The following is a 17,955-nucleotide window of genomic DNA, read 5'->3' as shown; positions in this document are numbered from 1 at the left end:
AAAAACGATACGATATGCCTGAAACAACAGAAACATACAATGAAGCAGTAGAGAAACTGCGTAAGATCGTCGCCGATATAGAGAACGGTGATCTGGACGTCGATATCCTTTCTGAAAAGGTAAAGGAAGCGACCCGGCTGATTAAATTGTGCAAAGAGAAACTTTATAAGGCGGACGAAGAGGTCAAGAAGGTTTTGGAGGAACTGGAGTAATGAAGAAATACGTTCTGATAGTTGCCGGAGGTCGTGGGCTGCGCATGGGGGGCGACTTGCCGAAGCAGTTTATTCCGATAGAGGGAAAGCCGGTCCTGATGCATACGTTGGAGGCTTTTCACCGTTGGGATGCGTCTGCCGGTTTGGTTCTGGTACTGCCGGAAGACCATCAATCCTATTGGAAGATGCTTTGCCGGGAGATCGGTTGTAAGGTTCCGCACCGGATCGCGAACGGAGGCGAAACGCGTTTTCATTCCGTTCGCAACGGATTGCAATTCCTTTCGGATGAGATTGGAAAAGCATCCGAAAAGAATGAAAAGGTGCTGGTTGCCGTGCATGACGGGGTTCGTCCCTTTGTGGCTCCCGAAGTCATCAGCCGGTGCTTTGCCGAAGCCGGAGCGTCAGGGGCCGCGATTCCGGTCGTGCCTGTGGTCGATTCTCTCCGCGAGTCTACCGGTGAGTCCAGCCGTCCGGTCGACCGTTCGCGTTATCAAGCGGTGCAAACCCCGCAGGTGTTCGATTACGGTTTGATTCTGAAAGCGTATGAACAACCTTACTCGGGGTTTTTTACCGACGATGCATCTGTCGTGGAGGCTTTTGGACATATGGTCAAGACCGTTCCGGGAAACCGGGAAAATATAAAGATCACGACTCCGTTCGATTTATTGGTGGCAAAAGCGTTACTCGTAAAATAAATAGTTGAATAGAATATGCTCGATCTCGACAAACGTTCCATCATGTATCTGCCGGGCGTCGGCCCGAAAAAGGCGGAAATATTGCAGAAGGAAGCCGGCATTTCTTCGTATGAAGACTTGCTGTTCTACTTTCCGTACAAATACATTGACCGTAGCCGTTTCTATAAGGTTGCGGAGGTGACCGGTGATATGCCTTATATACAGTTGAAAGGGCGCATCTTGTTTTTCGATACGGTAGGCGAGGGGCGTACAAGGCGGTTGATCGGGAAATTTACGGACGGGACGGGTACGATCGACCTGGTCTGGTTCAAGGGGATTAACTATGTTATGGACAAAATAAAAACCGGCGTCGATTATATCGTGTTCGGTAAACCGACAGAGTTCGGGCATATCTATAACATCCCCCATCCGGATATAGATCCCGTCGACCAGGCGGATAAGGTGGCCAACGGCTTGACGCCGTTCTATAATACATCCGAGAAGATGAAGAAGTCGTTCCTCAATTCGCGGGCGATACAGAATTTGCAGTACACTTTGTTGAGCGGCCTGAACTGGACGCTGCCGGAAACACTTCCTCCGGGTGTCTTGAACCGTATCCGCATGATGTCGTTTCCGGAAGCGATACGGAATGTGCACTTTCCCGAATCGGTGGATAAATTGCGGAAAGCACAGTTGCGTCTGAAGTTTGACGAACTGTTTTTTATCCAGCTTAATATTCTCCGGACTTCCAATCTGCGTAAGTTGAAGCTGAAAGGGATTGTCTTTCCTTCCGTCGGAGATTATTTCAATACATTTTATAAAGAGTATCTGCCTTTCGAACTGACGAATGCCCAGAAACGTGTTGTCCGCGAGATCCGTGCCGATATGGGAAGCGGGCGGCAGATGAACCGTCTTCTGCAGGGCGATGTGGGAAGCGGGAAGACCTTGGTGGCTCTGCTCTCCATGCTGTTGGCGGTCGATAACCATTGCCAGGCTTGTATGATGGCGCCGACCGAGATCCTGGCGACTCAGCACTATGCGACGGTTATGAGTTTCCTGAAAGATATGGATATAAAAGTGGCCTTGCTTACCGGCTCGACGAAAAAGAAGGAACGGAACAAAATATTGCCGGCTATCGCGAACGGTGAGATCCGGATCGTGATCGGGACGCATGCCTTGATCGAGGAGACGGTCGTTTTTTCTTCTCTTGGGCTGGCGGTGATAGATGAACAACACCGCTTCGGGGTAGAACAGCGTTCCCGCCTGTGGACGAAAAATGCGGTCGTCCCTCATGTCCTGGTGATGACGGCAACGCCTATTCCCCGTACGCTTGCCATGACTTTGTACGGTGATCTGGATGTCTCTGTGATCGATGAGCTGCCGCCCGGTCGTAAACCGATCCAGACGGTACACCGCTATGACAATAAGAAAGCGCAACTTTACGATTTCCTTCGCAAGGAAATCGAGCAGGGACGGCAGGTCTATGTCGTTTATCCATTGATTGAAGGCAGTGAGAAGCTGGATTATAAGAACCTGGAAGAAGGCTTCGAAACATTCAAAGAAATCTTTCCTGAATATAAGGTGTGCATGGTTCACGGAAAGATGAAAGCGGCCGATAAAGATGCGGAAATGCAGAAGTTTATTTCCGGAGAGGCCCAGATATTGATGGCGACAACCGTGATCGAAGTAGGGGTGAACGTGCCGAACGCGTCTGTGATGGTCATCGAAAGCGCCGAACGTTTCGGCCTTTCCCAATTGCATCAGCTCCGGGGCCGGGTGGGTCGTGGAGCCGAACAGTCTTATTGTGTCCTTGTCTCTTCCTATAAACTGAGTAACGAGACTCGCAAACGACTCGAAATAATGGTAAGCAGCAACAATGGCTTTGAGATTGCCGAGGCCGATTTGCGTCTGCGCGGTCATGGCGATCTGGATGGAACGCGCCAGAGTGGAGAGGGCGTAGATCTTAAAATTGCAAACCTGGCAGCCGATGGACAAATCCTTCAGTATGCGCGCGATATGGCACAGGAAGTTTTGAACGAAGATCCCGATTTGTTATCCGAACCTAACCGTATATTGAACGAACGCCTGAAGACACTCTTTGCCAAGAAGGTTAATTGGGGAATGATCAGCTGATATGTTGTGAAACATATAATCCTTTAATTGTATGTAAATCAATGATTCTCGTGCCTTGTTTTGCTTTTCTTTATTTTCATTGCGGAAATTTTTCTGTATTGTATTTTGCCGGGTTGCTCAAAATCACGAACTTTGACGAAATGACGGTGAAATGAACCATCCTATTTCATGATTTTTCATCGTGGATTACTATCGAAAGTGATAAAAATAATGAAGATACAGGCATTACTATTTATTTGTTGTACCACTATTTTGGTATCAGCCTTCGAGGCAAATGCACAAAAAAACAAAGACGTTCCGAAACAGATTGTTCACATCAAGAAGATGGATAAGCGTGTTTCCGAATTAATGGCAGACCGTGTGGGGATCCGGAAGAATATGGAGTTGAAAGAGCTTGCTGTACTCAACGAAAAAGCGATGGAAGCAAGGGAGGATTTGATGTTCCCCGCCGATGAATTATACGGTTCTAATTGGGAAAACCAGTGGGTCGATCCGTTCCGTGGAACAGCAAAGGTCAATTTCCCGGATTCATTTGCGATCGATTGTTCTTCTTTTGTTTATCCGATAGCTATCGATTCTATAGCGAGAATTACTTCCAAATACGGCCCGCGTCGCCGCCGTATGCACCGTGGAATCGACTTGAAAGTTCTGATCGGCGATACGATTCGTGCAGCATTTGACGGAAAAGTGCGTATCAAGAACTTCGAACGCCGTGGATATGGCAATTATCTGGTGATCCGCCATCCGAACGGCCTCGAAACCGTATATGGACATTTGTCTAAGGCTCTTGTGCTACCTAACGATATTGTTCATGCCGGCGATCCGATCGCTTTGGGAGGTAATACGGGACGTTCTACCGGTTCGCATCTTCATTTTGAAACCCGTTTCCTGGGACAGGCTATTAATCCGGCTGAAATTATAGACTTTGAAAATGGTGTTCCCCATCAAGATACGTATGTGTTCCATAATGTAAAGATCAACGGGCGCAGAAGCAATATCTATACTTCTTCTTCCGATCGGATGGTTTATCACCGTGTGAAGTCGGGCGATACGTTAGGCAAGATTGCCCGGATATATGGAACCAGCGTGAATGAATTGTGCCGCCTGAACGGATTGAAAGGTACGTCTGTTTTGCGAATCGGACAGTCTATCCGTTGTAGTGCCGGTGCGGTTACATCCGCAAAGGATAGAAAATCAAAACCGGTTGTTTCTTCAGCCGTAACGAAACAGGTGAAGACAACTGTGGCTGCCGATGCCGCCGCCGTCGCTTCTATCAGTCAATCTCAGAAAGCGGTTGGACAGCAGGAAGGTACTCCGGTTTACCATCGCGTGAAATCCGGTGATACGTTAGGTGCTATCGCGACTAAATACGGTACGACTGTCACAAAGCTTTGTGAGTTGAATGGCATTACAAAAACTACGATTCTGAAATTGGGCCGTTCGCTTCGTTGTTCTTAATAAAGATTTAGTAAATACGATAATAAAGAGCTGTCTGTCGTGTACGGGCGGCTCTTTTTATTTCCGGCTAAAGTGACCTCTCTTTTGGTCAGGTATGGATTTATCCGTATCTTTGTACGGATGTAAATGGTAAGAAAGTATGGCTGATACGAAGGAACAATTCGAAAAAGTAATATCCCAGTGCCGGGAACTGTTTGAAAAGAAGTTGAAAGATTATGGTCCCTCGTGGCGGATCATGCGTCCGCAGTCGCTGACCGACCAGATATTTATTAAGGCAAACCGGATTCGCAGCCTCGAGATAAAAGGCGTGAGCATGGTGGATGAAGGTATTCGTCCCGAGTTTGTCGCAATTGTGAATTACGGGGTTATCGGCCTGATACAATTGGCAAAAGGATTTGCCGACACGACTGATATAAGCAATGAAGAGGCGCTGGCCTTGTACGATAAATACATCACGGAAACCAAAGAACTTATGTACGCCAAGAATCATGATTATGATGAGGCGTGGCGTGGCATGCGTATCAGTTCCTATACGGATCTGATCCTGATGAAACTCTATCGTACGAAGCAGATCGAGAGCCACGGAGGCAAGACGATTGTGTCCGAAGGCATCGACGCCAACTATATGGATATGATCAACTATGCTCTATTTGGCCTGATCAAGTTGGAGTATGGTGAAGAAACAGTTGAAAATTGAAAGATAAAAGTTGAAAGTTAAGTGAAGAATAAAGATGTCGCTTTAAAGATATTAGTCGAATTGTGCCGTTTGCTGATCGGGGTTGTGTTTATCTTCTCCGGTTTTGTCAAGGCGGTCGATCCGGTGGGAGGGGCGATCAAGATAGGTGAATACCTGGCTTCCTTCGGACTGGATATGCTGCAGCCTTTTACGGTATTGTTATCCTTTAATCTTTCGGCGATCGAGTTTGCGCTCGGTGTCTGTATGCTGTTGGGAGTGTACCGGCGGTATGTCTCTTTCCTTGTCCTCGTATTTATGGTGTTTATGACACCGCTAACTTTGTATCTGGCTCTTTTCGATCCCGTATCGGATTGCGGTTGCTTCGGGGATGCGCTGGTGATCACCAATTGGGAAACGTTCTTCAAAAATATTGTCCTCTCACTTGCCGCTATTGTTACATTTATTTATAATCAACGCTTGTTCCAGTGTTTTACGTATCGGGTGTACTGGTTTGTCGCCCTGTATGCGTATCTGTTCGGAGTCGGTTTTGCTTATTATAATTACAATCATTTGCCAGTGATCGATTTCCGTCCTTATAAAGTCGGTGCGAATATCCCGCAATTGATGGAGATGCCCGAGGGTGCGCCGCAGGACGAATACAAGTATACTTTCGTGTATGAAAAGGACGGAGTGAAGAAAGAGTTTTCGCTTGAAGACTACCCGGCAAACGACAGTAGCTGGACGTTTGTCGAGTCGAAGACCGAACTGGTCAAGAAAGGGTATCAACCCCCTGTCGCCGCTTTCAATATTTATAATGGGGAAGGCGATGACGTGACGGAAGAAATCATCGGTAACCCCGGTCCGGTGCTGTTGCTCGTGGCTCCGAAGCTGGAAGATGCGGACGACGAACAGATGGATGAGATCAACGGTGTGTATGATTATGCGCTCGAACATAATATCCCGTTCTATTGCGTCACGGGTTCTTCGCCGGAGGCGATCGATGCCTGGAGCGACAATACCGGAGCCGAATATCCTTTCCGGATGGCAGACGAGGTGCTGCTTAAGACGATTATCCGTTCCAACCCAGGGCTTGTGTTGCTGAAAGGCGGTACGATATTGGGCAAATGGCATTATAACGACATTCCGGTAGAGGAGGATGTGAAGGAGGTTGTGGATCGTTGCTTGGACGAGAGCCATATAAAAAGTAAAGAAGATGGGGCCCTCGCAACCAACCTATTGACTTTTACCGTACCTTTGCTGCTCGTTTGGGCGTATGACCTGCTGCGTTTCAGGCGCAAACGGAAAGAAAAGAAATAACTATTTGTATTACATATTTAATTAATTAAGTCATGAGAAAGAATATTGTTGCTGGAAACTGGAAGATGAACACTACCCTTCCTGAAGGTCTTGCTTTGGCAAAAGGCTTGGACGAAGCTCTTAAAGGTAAAACTCCTAACTGTGATGTGATCATCGGCACTCCGTTCACTCACTTGGCAAGCGTTGCTGCTGCTATCGACACGAACAAGATCGGTGTTGCTGCTGAAAACTGCGCAGACAAAGAAAAAGGTGCTTACACGGGCGAAGTTTCTGCTGCTATGGTTGCTTCTACAGGTGCAAAATATGTGATCCTGGGCCACTCTGAAAGACGTGCTTATTATCACGAAACTCCGGAAATCTTAAAAACAAAAGTTGAATTGGCTTTAGCTAATGGGCTGACCCCGATCTTCTGTATCGGTGAAGTTCTGGAAGAAAGAGAAGCCGGCAAGCATTTTGAAGTTGTAGATGCTCAGATCAAGGGCTCTTTGTTCGATCTGTCTGCTGAAGATTTCGCTAAGATCGTTCTGGCTTACGAACCGGTTTGGGCTATCGGTACAGGTAAAACTGCTACATCCGACCAGGCTGAAGAAATTCACGCTCATATCCGCGCTACTTTGGCTGCTAAATATGGCCAGGAAATTGCTGACAACTGTACGATCCTTTATGGCGGAAGCTGCAATGCCGGTAACGCTAAGGAATTGTTTGCTAAACCGAACGTTGACGGTGGTCTGATCGGTGGTGCTTCTTTGGCTGTTGATAAATTTATGCCGATTATCGAAGCATTTGATAAATAATTGTCTTTCGTAGGGGCAGGTTCCAAACCTGTCCGTTTACGTGGCAAATGATATAAACAGGGCGGGTTTGGAACCCGCCCCTACGATTACGATATCATATCCGACATTCAATATGAAACGACTATCTTGTATCCTATCTTTATGTATGCTGCTTGGTGCATCTGCCTTGTCTGCCCAGACGGGTGTCGATGGACAGGCGGAAGACATCATCGACGCCTTGCAGGAGAGAGTTCCCGGAAAGGGGACTGTTGTGGTGCGCCAACCGGATGCTCTTCGTAATATGCTCGGTAAACGCTTGCATGGCGAGGGGGTAGAGAAGACTGATAGTACGGCCTTTTTGAAGATACAAGGCTATCGTACACAAGTGTTTTCCGGCAATAACCAGCGTAAATCCAAAGACGAAGCTTTTCGGAAAGAGAAAGAAATTAAGGAACTTTTCCCTGATGTCCCGACTTATGTGACGTACAATGCTCCGTTCTGGCGCGTGCGTATCGGTGATTTCCGTTCACATGAAGAGGCTTATCATATGCAACGTCTTCTGATGGATGCATTTCCGGCCTATAAGAAAGAAATGTACATCGTAAGGGAAGAAGTAAAAATCCCATTGAATTGAAATGAACGAAGAACTAAACGAGAAGACTTTGCTGGCCCGTGAAGAACTGGCCGGCCATTATAAAAGTATCATCAATCTGCTTGGTGAAGATGTAGACCGCGAAGGTCTGTTGAAAACGCCCGAACGGGTTGCCAAAGCTATGCAGTTCCTGACAAAAGGGTATCATGAAGACCCGGCTGCCGTGCTTCGCGGTGCCATGTTCAAGGAAGAAGACTATAAGCAGATGGTGATTGTAAAGGATATCGATTTCTTTTCTCTTTGTGAGCATCATATGTTGCCTTTCTTCGGAAAGGCCCATGTCGCCTATATCCCTAAAAAATATATTACAGGGTTGAGCAAAATTCCCCGTGTCGTGGATATCTTCGCCCGCCGTCTTCAGATCCAGGAACGCCTGACCATGCAGATCAAAGATTGTATTCAGGATACTCTCGACCCGTTAGGTGTGATGGTCGTAATCGAGGCGCAACATATGTGTATGCAGATGCGTGGCGTTGAGAAGCAGAACTCCCTGACCACAACTTCCGACTTCACCGGATTCTTCCAGCAAGCCAAAACACGCGAAGAATTCATGAACCTGATCAAACATAACCGGTAACGACATCGAAGATCAGAACAGGTCGGCATGAGTGCCGGTGTCGGTCATAATCAAGTTGAGTTTAGTTTAGTGTCGTTTTGTTGCCTGCCATATCAAGAGCCAGTTGCCTTTGATATGGCATTCCCATAGTCCTTCAAAGGTTCCGCTAAGTTTATGTGGACGATAGCGTTCGGGGAGGGTTCCGGCTTCTTGCAATAAGTCGATTACCTCTTGTAATAAGGCTAAGTTGTACCCTCTTTTTTACAAGTTTTAAGGTCTTTCTTAAAACTGTTCGCATATTCCAGTTCGTACTTCATCCTAAGATTCCACTTTATTTAGCCTGTCAAAGAAAATAGGATATATTTGTCTTTAAAAGAATATTAGCAGATGGAAGAAATACAAGAAAAGCAAGCAAGCTATTGGATTAAAAGGCTCGGGATGACCCCCCATCCTGAAGGGGGCTATTGCAAGGAAGAATATCGTCCGGACTCCTGGCAACCGGTAGATGGGATTCCGGCAGGGAAGCGGGTGTTGACGACGATTTATTATCTGTTGGAAAAGGATGAGTTCTCCGCTTTCCACCGGATAAAATCGCCCGAAAGCTGGTTCTTTCATAAAGGTGAGCCTCTGTTGATCTATTCTTTCGAGGGAGGAAAACTGGTTTGCCGTGAATTGTCTGATCAGGAAAGCGGGGCTTTACAGATCACTATAGAGCCAGGCGTTTGGTTTGCCGCCCGGTTGAAAGAGGCGCAAGGCTTTGCACTGGTCAGTTGTGCCGTCGCTCCGGGATTCGAATATAAAGATTTTGAACTGGCAAACCGGAATACATTACTATCTGAATATCCAGGTTATGAAAAAGAAATTTCTGTATTAACTCGTTAGGCTTCTATTATTTGAAAGGTTCACATTTTCTTCTATTAAAATGTTTTTTCAAAATATCTGTCACTCTATCACACTTTCTCCTGTGATCATTGATAATCATAGCATGAAAGGTGTGATAGATGGCTTTTTTATCTATCACACATCTATCACATCTCTATCACTGCCTTATTAAAGATACTCTCTTTTTTTGAAAAGTATATTACTTGTTTTCAGCGGACTAAGCATATAGATCCGTGTACATCCGGGTGTTCATGATTGCAACATCCGGATCTTGGAACCGGCTACATGGGGGTGTAAAATGTGTGGAAATGGGGATGTAGACAAGTGTTTCTGCTTACTTTTCGCACATTTTCCGCCTGTTTTTCTTATAAAAGCGTCTTATATCAAGGTCATAATCTATTTAAATGCTCCGTAATATATATCAGAAAACCAATATGTAGGCCCTGTATTTAGTCTCTTTTGTGACTGGGCAGAGAGAAATATACCCCTCTTTTATTTTCCCGTCCTTCATTTCAAGCGGATATGCCTTTTTCATGAAACAGTGGCGTTCGTATGCTTCTCCCGGTTTGCTTTCGTATGTAATGCTCATATCTCCCCGCGCCGTAGGCGCCAGGTATTTTTGGCTGATGCGCAAGGCAACCATGCCCATTGTATAGCGCATATTTACTTCAATACAAGGGTGTATGGCGAATCCGTTATCTGTTTTTCTACGATAGACCAACATATCGACGCCTAAGTAACCGGTATAAATGTTACCATATATTTGCCGGATTGCCTCTCCGACGGCTTCTTTCAATTGCTGGAATTTGTCTCCGAAGTTTTCAACAAAGAAACTTTCCAGATACGTCTGGTCGCCCAATACATTCCCGGAATAAGCGCCTTTCTTTTCAGCTCCGAATACGGAAAGTCCCTCATAGCGTATGTTTCCGTTCCCGTCCGAATAAAATTCCATGGCGAAATCCTGGTATTTATTCAGTGCACATTCTATGCTGACACATCCCTGCTTATTCAGTGCACCCTCGATCCAGACGCGGTCTTTCGCTGTCAGTTTGCGTTCCGGCAACCAGAGCAAGCCTCTGCCGGAGGATGAATAGGGAGTCTTCAACACGAAGGGAGCATTCTGGAGGATCAGGTATTTTTCCACTTCCCTCACTTTTTTGCAGAATTTCGGCGATACCGGCACCTCCATATCGGGCAGAAGTTCACGTATTTTATCCAGACATTCGGCTGCTGTCTGGCGGCCTGTCAACCGGGTATATTCCTCTTTCCATTCCGGGATCGTGAGATTCAGGTTACCGCTTTTCCGGAGCTTCTCAAAAAGAGAATGGCTATGCGGGGAAAGTCCCCAGGGGGCAGCTTGCATTTCGGGCAGGCTATCCCGCTGTTTCTCAATCTCCTTGCGGGAGATGAGCTTGGCGAACGGCCTGAACTCTTTAGGCTGTAAGGAGAAGAAACGCGGTGAAGTAACCTCTTCCGTAAAGACAAAATCCTCCGGGTCCGCATACCAGACAGGAAGATAGGATAACTCCCTGATCATCCTTTGTACGTTTGCAGGCGGAGTGTAATTTTCAGAGCCTTGTAGTATGGCTGTTTCGTGTCCTGGATTAAAGAAATGTATTTTAGGTTTCATATGCTATGTAAAAGTCAAAGCTGTGTCTAACAATCAGATAAAACGTACGCAGATAACGCAGAATACGCAGATAAGCGCAGACTTATTTTATTGATCGTTAATAAATATCTGCGCTTGTCTGCGTATGTGCGTTATCTGCGTACGGTAAATACCGTTTTGGGGCTATTCGAGATTTTCGTCGATGGCGTCAATCTTTTTAATGATGAGTGCCATTTCGTCTTTCAGTTTATCGATCTTGCGTTCCATCTCTTTAAGCAAGCCGCCGCCACCTTTGGAGGAGATGCTCAGGAACCCGATGTTGTTTTCGTAGGTTTGAAGTTCGTTCTTCATCCGTTCGTACATACGCATCAGTTTTTCCCGTTCGCCGTAGAGTTTTCCTTTTCCCCGTTCGCCGCCGCTCATGTCGCTGAGGTTGCTTCGGTAGGTTTGCATCTTACGGTCGTTCTGGTCGACTTTGAGACGGTCGAACTGTTTGTCGACTGCTTCGTGATATTCCTTATAAATCTTATCTTTCTCTTTGAAAGGTACATGGCCGATCGTGTTCCATTCTGCCATACATCCTTTCAGGGTGGCGAGTGCTTCGTCGTGGTCGGTTTCGTCAATGGCGTTGATCTTTTCAACCAAGGCCTTTTTAGCGGCCAGGTTGGTTTGTTCCACGCTCTTTTGAGAAGATACATTTTTATTCTTTTGTTCGAAGAAATAGTCGCAGGCCGAGATGAAACGTTTCCAGACTGCATCGGAATGTTTGCGGGCTACCGAGCCGATCGTCTTCCATTCTTTTTGCAAAGCGATCATCTTTTCAGTCGTGCTCTTCCATTCAGTGCTGTCTTTCAATGCCTCCGCTTTTTCACACAAGGCTTTTTTCAGTTCGAGATTCTTTTCCATCTCGTCCTTGATGTTCTTGTAGAATTCGCTTTTGCGGTTGAAGTAAACGTCGCAGGCAGCGCGGAAACGTTCGAATATCTTCACATTCGATTTCTTCGGGGCGAAGCCGATCGTTTTCCATTTGTCCTGCAGGGCAATGACTTCCTTATTCTTTTCTTCCCAGTCTTTGAATGACTTCAAAGCACTGAAATCGATGTTCTCTATCTGTTCGCAGATGGCTGTCTTGGCTTCTAAGTTTTCCTGTTCTTTTGCTTTCAGCCCTTCGAAATGTTCCTGATGGCGTTTGTTGATAATCGTGGAAGCGGTTTTGAAGCGTGTCCACAGGTCTTCGCGCAGTTCTTTCGCCACCGGACCGATTTCACGCCATTGCTGGTGCAACTTCTGAAGCTGGTGGAAGGCCGATACTACATCCGGTTCCGTTTGCAGTTTTTCAACTGTTTCGCAAAGAGCCGTTTTCATTTCTAAGTTCTTCTTGAAATCGTAATCGCGGAACTGGTTGTTTATCTTGATGATATCGTAGAACTTCTCGCTGTATATCTGATAGTTCTTCCACAATTCGTTGACATGTTCCTGCGGAACGGCTTTCACCTCTTTCCACCTCTGCTGGATGTCCTTAAAGTCGTTATATAGTTTGTTGAAATCTTCCTGGCTTTCGGTCAGCACTTTCAGCTGGTCGATCAGTTGGAGTTTCAAGGCATAGTTGGCAGCTTTAACCCGTTCTTCTTCAGCAAGGATAGCTGCCCGTTTTTCTTTGTAAACGGTGAGCAGTTCCTTGATCTTGTTTTCGGTTTCATCCTCGGGAACCACAAAATCCTTCTCTTCGCCACCCTCTTCCAAGAATGCTTTCTTCAAATCGTCCACTTCGCTCCGGTGGATTTTGTAATAAGCCTGTTTGAGTGCTTCCACCTCGTTGCGTGTCGCGTCTGCTGCCGCTCCAACCAAACCGGTCAGTTTCTCTAGAATTTCTTCTTTCGACAATTTCCCCGCAGCCGCAACAATCTCTTCACCTGCCGCAGTTTCGTCATTCTTGACTTCTGCTTCAGATGTTTCTTCTGCTGCAACTCCGGCATCCGGTGTTTCGTTTGTTACAACTTCATCCGCCGTGTTTTCCGGTGTTGTTTCCGGAGCTTTAGTTTCTTCCAATTTGCCGATTTCTTCAGTTGGCAAATTAGCTTCGTGAGTGTCCTTCATATTCAATCGCATTTAAGAAAAGGATAAATGTATCCTATATCAAGTCACAAATTAAAGTAAATATTTTTGGATTACAGCATTTGAGAGCAAATAATTTGCAGGTAGATGTTAAATTAGGCACAGATAAGACCAAAATCCGTGAAATCCGTGCCTAAAATATGATCCGTGTTGAAATTATCCTAAGAACGAGATCAATACACCGGCGGCTACGGCAGAACCGATAACGCCGGATATGTTACTGGCCATGCAATATTGAAGTACATGGTTCTTGGGGTCGTATTTCAATGCGATTTCATTCGCAACGCGGGATGCCATCGGCACGGCGCTCAGTCCGGTCGCCCCGATCAGCGGATTGATCTTTTTCTTCGTAAAGAGGTTGAACAGCTTAACGAAGAAGATACCGCCCGTGATGGAAAGGGCAAACGCAAGGAAGCCCCCGACAACGATACCGATGGTCGTGAAGTTCAGGAATGCTTCTGCCGTCATGGTCGCACCGACCGACAATCCTAAGAAGATGGTCGCCGCATTCATAATGCTGTTGGAAGCAGCGTCGAACAGGCGGAACGTATTGGTCCCGATCTCCTTTACTAAGTTACCGAACATCAACATACCGATCAAGGGGACCGCACTCGGAACGAACAAGGCTACAATCGTAGTCACCACGATCGGGAAGATGATCTTCAATACGCGCAGGTTCTTGATCTCCGTCGTGGACGGGTATTTCTTCTCCTGCTCCTTCATATTGATACGCAGCTCTTTCTTTGAGCAAAACAGTTTGACTACCAATGGGATGATAACCGGAACCAGCGCCATATAAGAATAGGCGGCAATGGCGATCGGACCTAACAGGTGCGGAGCCAGTTTGATTGTCGTAAAGATGGCAGTCGGTCCGTCAGCACCTCCGATAATACCTAAAGAGGCTGCTTCCTTCGGTGTGAATCCCATCAGGATGGCTACCAGCAGCACGGTGAAAATACCTAACTGGGCGGCCGCTCCGAATATGGACAAACGCAGGTTGCGCAACATCGGCCCGAAATCCGTCAATGCTCCCACACCCATAAAGATGATAGGAGGAAGGAAACCTGTCTTGATCAGCATGTAGTAGATGAAGTTCATCAGTCCCAACTCATGCGCAATGTCATGGAGCGGCATTTCCCAAATGTTCTTCATCACCCCGTGCACGTTGATCAGACCATTCTCGTCGGCCTGTATCACACCCATATCGCCTCCGGGGAAGTTGGCAAGCAACACGCCGAATGCGATGGGTACGAGCAATAACGGTTCATACTGCTTTTTTATACCTAAATAAAGCAGTATGAATGCTATGGCATACATGATCAGGAACTGCGGTTCAGCAATGATGTTGCTGAACGCAGTCATCTCATATAGATTTTGAAATATCTCGTTCATTACTGTATCGTCATTAATACGTCATCTTCAGAAACAGCGTCACCGGCAGCCGGGCAGATAGCCGTGATTGTCCCGCCGAATTCCGCACGTACGGCATTATAGGTCTTCATGGCTTCCACATAGCAAAGCACGTCGCCTTCCTTTACGACATCTCCCACTTTTACAGGCGTGTCGGAAGCTCCTTTCACTAAGAAGAATTTACCTTCCAGCGGCGAGAGCACTTCTTTGCCGGTTCCGGCCGGAGCGGTCGCAGGTGCGGGTGTTGCAGCAGGGGCAGCCGACGTTTCGGCCGGGGCGGCAGTGTTTGCTGTATCACCGAATGCAACGGTTACTTTGTAGGCTTGTCCGTTCACGTCGACAGTCATTACCTGCGGTGTTGTCGGCATGGCCATTGTTACACTCGCCGGAGTTGCCGGAGCAGAAACGGCAGGCTGGGCAATCGTTTGTTTTTCGGCTTTTCTCTTGGCGACATCGGCTTTGAATTCCACTTTGGCTTTTCCTGAACGATAGGCTTCGTATTGTGCCGGGTGCATGGCGTATTCAAACAATTCTTCATCGTCTTCGCCTGTTTCCCATTGCTTTTCGTTCATCAGTTTGCGATACTTGTCGAGTGCGTCAGGATAGTTGTCCTGTGGGTTTCCTTCGAAAAATTCGCGTCCTTCGGCTTTTGCTTTCTCGATGATTTCGGGAGCCAACGGACCCGGCAGGCGTCCGGCTTTGCCTAAGATCATATCCCAGATATCGTCGGCGATCATGCTCCAACGGGCTTTCCCTTTTTCCATCTGCATCACGTTCATAAGCGCCAGGTTCTTGACATACTGGCTGAACGGAGTAACCAATGGAGGATAACCGACACGCGGCCATACATAGGCCACTTCATCGAACAGTTTGATCAACAACTGGTCCTGGCTCATGAGCGGCTTGTTGTTCTTGATATTGCTCTTGTTGATAGTCTCTAAGTTCTTTTCGAGGTCGGACATCAGGCTTCCCATCATACCGCCCGGCAGCCCCGGACCGATCAGCAACGAGTTCATCAGGCGGTTCTTCGGGCTGATATACAAGCCGAGGAAGTCATCCATGAACTCCTGGATCAAGCTGCGGACTTTCATATAAGCCTCCATGTTGATCTCCGGTACTTTGTAGCCGGCATCTTTCAACATCGCCTGCACGGTCAGCAGGTCTGCATGGCCTGTACCCCATGAAAGCGGCTCCATACCTACGTCGATGTAGTCGCAACCGGCGTTACATACTTCGAGGATCGAAGCCACATTGAATCCGGGGCCGGCATGGCTATGGTACTGGACCGGGATTTCCGGATGTTTGGCTTTGATGTTGGCGACGATTTGCCCTAAGGAATGCGGACGGCCGATGCCGGCCATGTCCTTGATGCAGATTTCATCTGCTCCCAGTTCGATCAGTTCCATCGCCATCTTAGTGTAATAGTCCACCGTATGGATCGGCGAGTGGGTGATACACAACGAACATTGCGAGATCATCCCTGCCGCCTTCGCATATTTGATGGAAGGGGCGATGTTGCGTACGTCGTTCAGTCCGCAGAAAGTACGGGCGATATCCGTTCCCTGTGCTTTCTTTACCTGATAGAACAACTGGCGAACATCGTCAGGTACGGGGCTCATACGCAGGCCGTTCAGTGCACGGTCCAGCATGTGGGTTTGTATGCCGGCTTCATGGAACGGTTTCGTCCATTCGCGTACGGCTCTGTTTGGGTTTTCACCGAATAATAAGTTTACTTGTTCGAATCCTCCGCCATTGGTCTCTACGCGGGCGAAGCATCCCATCTCGATAATGGCTGGTGCTACCCGTGTTAGCTGGTCTACGGTGGGAACATATTTTCCGGCAGATTGCCACATGTCACGGAAGACCAAGCTAAATTTGATTTCTCTTTTCATGATATAATAATATGTATAAGTGCGATTATAATTTCTCGATCTTTACGACTTTCCCTTTTCCGCCCGTCATAACGCTTACTGCCGATACGATAGCGGCGGTTGTCTGGTTCGTAATCCCGGCAGCCGGTGCTGATGTTGCCGTTTGCCTTTGCGGCGCCACCTGTTTTTTTACAACGATCTCTTCGGGCGCATATTTGTTGACCAGTACGATCAGGCCCTTCCCAAGATTGATAACGATCAGCAGGATAGCAAAAACAGTGGTCATTCCTACGATCATTAACAAAAGTCCAGTTTCTATGTTTTCCATACTCATTTATTGACGGGAAAGCGTGCGGTTGGTGTGGCTGGCACAATCCTTCCCAAGTTAAAAATTCTGGTACAAAATTAGAAAAATGTCTGAAATTCACTTATAGATTCTTCATAAAAAATATGAAAAGGATTACGACTTTTCTTATCTTTGCCTCCCTGAAAACAATTTGTAATTAAATCATGGGAAACTTCTTTACATCACTATTCTCTTCCTCTAAGGCTGTAACGCCCGAAGAAGAAAAAAGCAAGAACGATCAGAAAAATTTTGATATTTTGAAATACGACGGTGTCCGTGCCCAGAAGATGGGGCAGGTGGCATATGCCATCAAATGTTTTACCGGAGCGTTGAAGTTGCAGGAGGATTTCGAGACGATGACGTATCTGGTCGCTGCCTATACGACGGCGAATAAGGCAGAGGACGCGCTCGAGGTGCTGAACCGCATGGTGGAGCTTGAGCCGGACCATATCAATACGCTTTTGGCAAGGGTGAACGTGCTTTTCATGCTGGACAAAGATGCGGATGTGATCGCCGATTGCCGGCATATCCTCGAATTGGAAGAGTCGAATCACCTTGCCTGGTTCCTGATGGGAAAGGCGAAACAGACGCTTTCCGACCCGTTGGGCGCTATTGCCGACCTGACGAAAGCGATTGCCCTGAAGGAGGATTTCACAGATGCCTATCTGATGCGTGCCCGGATATTGCTCTCGATGCAGCAGGCAACCGAAGCGCTTCCCGATGTGGAAAAAGCCATCACGCTCGCTCCGGAAGAAGAAACATCCTACTTGCTGCGCGGCCGTATCCACGAAGCGATGGGAAATATCGACGCTGCGGCCGCCGATTACCAGAATGTGCTGGAACTGAATCCCTTCAATGACGAAGCGATGTTGCTCGTCGGCCAGCTCCTGATCACACAGGAACGTCTGGACGAAGCCATCACTTTCTTTGACGAAGCGATCGACCTGAAGCCGGATTTCGGCAAAGCATACGCCGAACGCGGCCGTGCCAAAAACCTGAAAGGGGACAAGGAAGGCGCCTTCGAAGACCTGAAAAAGTCCATCGAACTGAACCCCGAAGGCGATGAAGCCCAAAAGTTGGAAGGACAGCATACGAACTTCGATGATATGTATAAGGGGGGAATCTTCTAAGAAAGTAAGGCGGCTTGTTTTTTTTATATGCATTTTTGCTGTCAATATGATTCGTTTTGGGCATTTTACCTGACAGGTAAATGCCCATTTTTACTCTTTTTAGCCTAAAAAACTCTTGTATCCGGCTTTTTTTCTTCCTTT

The 17,955-nt window shown here is 47.1% G+C and carries 16 protein-coding genes and 1 pseudogene; 11 read left to right on the top strand and 6 right to left on the bottom strand.

Features of this window, described 5'->3' with window-relative positions; all coding sequences use genetic code 11:
• Positions 1 to 14: 14 nt before the first annotated feature.
• The 9 genes from xseB to folE all read left to right on the top strand — a co-directional run bounded on the left by xseB (position 15) and on the right by folE (position 8,472).
• A complete protein-coding gene (gene xseB, locus ACPYIV_RS13970) occupies positions 15 to 212 on the top strand; it encodes an exodeoxyribonuclease VII small subunit (RefSeq protein WP_293732167.1) in 198 nt (65 codons plus the stop codon).
• Positions 212 to 907, top strand: coding sequence for a 2-C-methyl-D-erythritol 4-phosphate cytidylyltransferase (locus ACPYIV_RS13965; RefSeq protein WP_293732168.1), 696 nt, complete (start codon positions 212 to 214; stop codon positions 905 to 907). The genes xseB and ACPYIV_RS13965 overlap by 1 nt, the downstream gene beginning before the upstream one ends.
• Positions 908 to 922: 15 nt before the next feature.
• A complete protein-coding gene (gene recG / locus ACPYIV_RS13960) occupies positions 923 to 3,019 on the top strand; it encodes an ATP-dependent DNA helicase RecG (RefSeq protein ID WP_425883564.1) in 2,097 nt (698 codons plus the stop codon).
• A gap of 210 nt (positions 3,020 to 3,229) precedes the next feature.
• Positions 3,230 to 4,477 carry a peptidoglycan DD-metalloendopeptidase family protein gene (locus tag ACPYIV_RS13955; RefSeq protein WP_293740373.1) on the top strand — a complete coding sequence of 416 codons (1,248 nt, stop codon included), beginning with the start codon at positions 3,230 to 3,232 and terminating at the stop codon, positions 4,475 to 4,477.
• A 139-nt stretch (positions 4,478 to 4,616) separates the two neighbouring features.
• Complete coding sequence (locus ACPYIV_RS13950; RefSeq protein WP_293732171.1) at positions 4,617 to 5,174, top strand: DUF1599 domain-containing protein; 558 nt, start codon at positions 4,617 to 4,619, stop codon at positions 5,172 to 5,174.
• 21 nt (positions 5,175 to 5,195) lie between these two features.
• Positions 5,196 to 6,470 carry a BT_3928 family protein gene (locus ACPYIV_RS13945; protein WP_293732172.1) on the top strand — a complete coding sequence of 425 codons (1,275 nt, stop codon included), beginning with the start codon at positions 5,196 to 5,198 and terminating at the stop codon, positions 6,468 to 6,470.
• 32 nt (positions 6,471 to 6,502) lie between these two features.
• Complete coding sequence (tpiA, locus tag ACPYIV_RS13940) at positions 6,503 to 7,264, top strand: triose-phosphate isomerase (protein ID WP_008153249.1); 762 nt, start codon at positions 6,503 to 6,505, stop codon at positions 7,262 to 7,264.
• 112 nt (positions 7,265 to 7,376) lie between these two features.
• Positions 7,377 to 7,877 (top strand): SPOR domain-containing protein, encoded by a 501-nt coding sequence (locus ACPYIV_RS13935; RefSeq protein WP_299362563.1) that lies wholly within the window; start codon positions 7,377 to 7,379, stop codon positions 7,875 to 7,877.
• Between the two features lies 1 nt (position 7,878).
• Positions 7,879 to 8,472, top strand: coding sequence for a GTP cyclohydrolase I FolE (gene folE, locus ACPYIV_RS13930; RefSeq protein ID WP_293732174.1), 594 nt, complete (start codon positions 7,879 to 7,881; stop codon positions 8,470 to 8,472).
• Positions 8,473 to 8,538: 66 nt separating this feature from the next.
• On the opposite strand, the pseudogene ACPYIV_RS13925 reads toward folE, so the two are convergent.
• A pseudogene (locus ACPYIV_RS13925) lies at positions 8,539 to 8,768 on the bottom strand (type II toxin-antitoxin system YafQ family toxin).
• A gap of 70 nt (positions 8,769 to 8,838) precedes the next feature.
• Between ACPYIV_RS13925 and ACPYIV_RS13920 the strand changes: the two are divergent.
• Positions 8,839 to 9,333, top strand: coding sequence for a cupin domain-containing protein (locus ACPYIV_RS13920; protein ID WP_425883560.1), 495 nt, complete (start codon positions 8,839 to 8,841; stop codon positions 9,331 to 9,333).
• Between the two features lie 421 nt (positions 9,334 to 9,754).
• Here the strand turns inward: ACPYIV_RS13920 and ACPYIV_RS13915 are convergent, their stop codons facing one another.
• The 5 genes from ACPYIV_RS13915 to ACPYIV_RS13895 form a co-directional block, all read right to left on the bottom strand.
• Complete coding sequence (locus ACPYIV_RS13915) at positions 9,755 to 10,963, bottom strand: hypothetical protein (protein ID WP_293740376.1); 1,209 nt, start codon at positions 10,961 to 10,963, stop codon at positions 9,755 to 9,757.
• 162 nt (positions 10,964 to 11,125) lie between these two features.
• Positions 11,126 to 13,039 carry a DUF349 domain-containing protein gene (locus ACPYIV_RS13910; RefSeq protein ID WP_425883558.1) on the bottom strand — a complete coding sequence of 638 codons (1,914 nt, stop codon included), beginning with the start codon at positions 13,037 to 13,039 and terminating at the stop codon, positions 11,126 to 11,128.
• Between the two features lie 174 nt (positions 13,040 to 13,213).
• Positions 13,214 to 14,449 (bottom strand): sodium ion-translocating decarboxylase subunit beta, encoded by a 1,236-nt coding sequence (locus tag ACPYIV_RS13905; RefSeq protein WP_293732178.1) that lies wholly within the window; start codon positions 14,447 to 14,449, stop codon positions 13,214 to 13,216.
• Positions 14,449 to 16,359, bottom strand: coding sequence for a biotin/lipoyl-containing protein (locus ACPYIV_RS13900; RefSeq protein ID WP_300761877.1), 1,911 nt, complete (start codon positions 16,357 to 16,359; stop codon positions 14,449 to 14,451). Before ACPYIV_RS13900 ends, ACPYIV_RS13905 begins: the two co-directional genes overlap by 1 nt.
• A 25-nt stretch (positions 16,360 to 16,384) precedes the next feature.
• Entirely contained in the window at positions 16,385 to 16,666 is a 282-nt protein-coding gene (locus tag ACPYIV_RS13895) for an OadG family protein (protein WP_293732180.1), read from the bottom strand.
• 182 nt (positions 16,667 to 16,848) lie between these two features.
• Here ACPYIV_RS13895 and ACPYIV_RS13890 point away from each other — a divergent pair, with 182 nt between their 5' ends.
• Positions 16,849 to 17,814 carry a tetratricopeptide repeat protein gene (locus ACPYIV_RS13890; protein WP_425883555.1) on the top strand — a complete coding sequence of 322 codons (966 nt, stop codon included), beginning with the start codon at positions 16,849 to 16,851 and terminating at the stop codon, positions 17,812 to 17,814.
• Positions 17,815 to 17,955: the final 141 nt, after the last annotated feature.

The sequence above is a fragment of the Parabacteroides vesiculifaciens genome (genome assembly GCF_049860805.1).
In the GTDB taxonomy this organism is placed as follows: domain Bacteria; phylum Bacteroidota; class Bacteroidia; order Bacteroidales; family Tannerellaceae; genus Parabacteroides.
Note: the sequence above shows the minus strand (reverse complement) of the source record. Positions and strands in the feature narration are given on the sequence as shown.

Bases quoted from the DNA above. Each gene is read 5' to 3' on its own strand.
- ACPYIV_RS13920 (WP_425883560.1), top strand. From the start codon at position 8,839: ATGGAAGAAATACAAGAAAAGCAAGCAAGCTATTGGATTAAAAGGCTC.
- ACPYIV_RS13890 (WP_425883555.1), top strand. From the start codon at position 16,849: ATGGGAAACTTCTTTACATCACTATTCTCTTCCTCTAAGGCTGTAACG.
- xseB (WP_293732167.1), top strand. From the start codon at position 15: ATGCCTGAAACAACAGAAACATACAATGAAGCAGTAGAGAAACTGCGT.
- ACPYIV_RS13935 (WP_299362563.1), top strand. From the start codon at position 7,377: ATGAAACGACTATCTTGTATCCTATCTTTATGTATGCTGCTTGGTGCA.
- ACPYIV_RS13955 (WP_293740373.1), top strand. From the start codon at position 3,230: ATGAAGATACAGGCATTACTATTTATTTGTTGTACCACTATTTTGGTA.
- ACPYIV_RS13895 (WP_293732180.1), bottom strand. From the start codon at position 16,666: ATGGAAAACATAGAAACTGGACTTTTGTTAATGATCGTAGGAATGACC.
- ACPYIV_RS13905 (WP_293732178.1), bottom strand. From the start codon at position 14,449: ATGAACGAGATATTTCAAAATCTATATGAGATGACTGCGTTCAGCAAC.
- folE (WP_293732174.1), top strand. From the start codon at position 7,879: ATGAACGAAGAACTAAACGAGAAGACTTTGCTGGCCCGTGAAGAACTG.
- recG (WP_425883564.1), top strand. From the start codon at position 923: ATGCTCGATCTCGACAAACGTTCCATCATGTATCTGCCGGGCGTCGGC.
- ACPYIV_RS13900 (WP_300761877.1), bottom strand. From the start codon at position 16,359: ATGAAAAGAGAAATCAAATTTAGCTTGGTCTTCCGTGACATGTGGCAA.
- ACPYIV_RS13965 (WP_293732168.1), top strand. From the start codon at position 212: ATGAAGAAATACGTTCTGATAGTTGCCGGAGGTCGTGGGCTGCGCATG.
- tpiA (WP_008153249.1), top strand. From the start codon at position 6,503: ATGAGAAAGAATATTGTTGCTGGAAACTGGAAGATGAACACTACCCTT.
- ACPYIV_RS13950 (WP_293732171.1), top strand. From the start codon at position 4,617: ATGGCTGATACGAAGGAACAATTCGAAAAAGTAATATCCCAGTGCCGG.
- ACPYIV_RS13915 (WP_293740376.1), bottom strand. From the start codon at position 10,963: ATGAAACCTAAAATACATTTCTTTAATCCAGGACACGAAACAGCCATA.
- ACPYIV_RS13910 (WP_425883558.1), bottom strand. From the start codon at position 13,039: ATGAAGGACACTCACGAAGCTAATTTGCCAACTGAAGAAATCGGCAAA.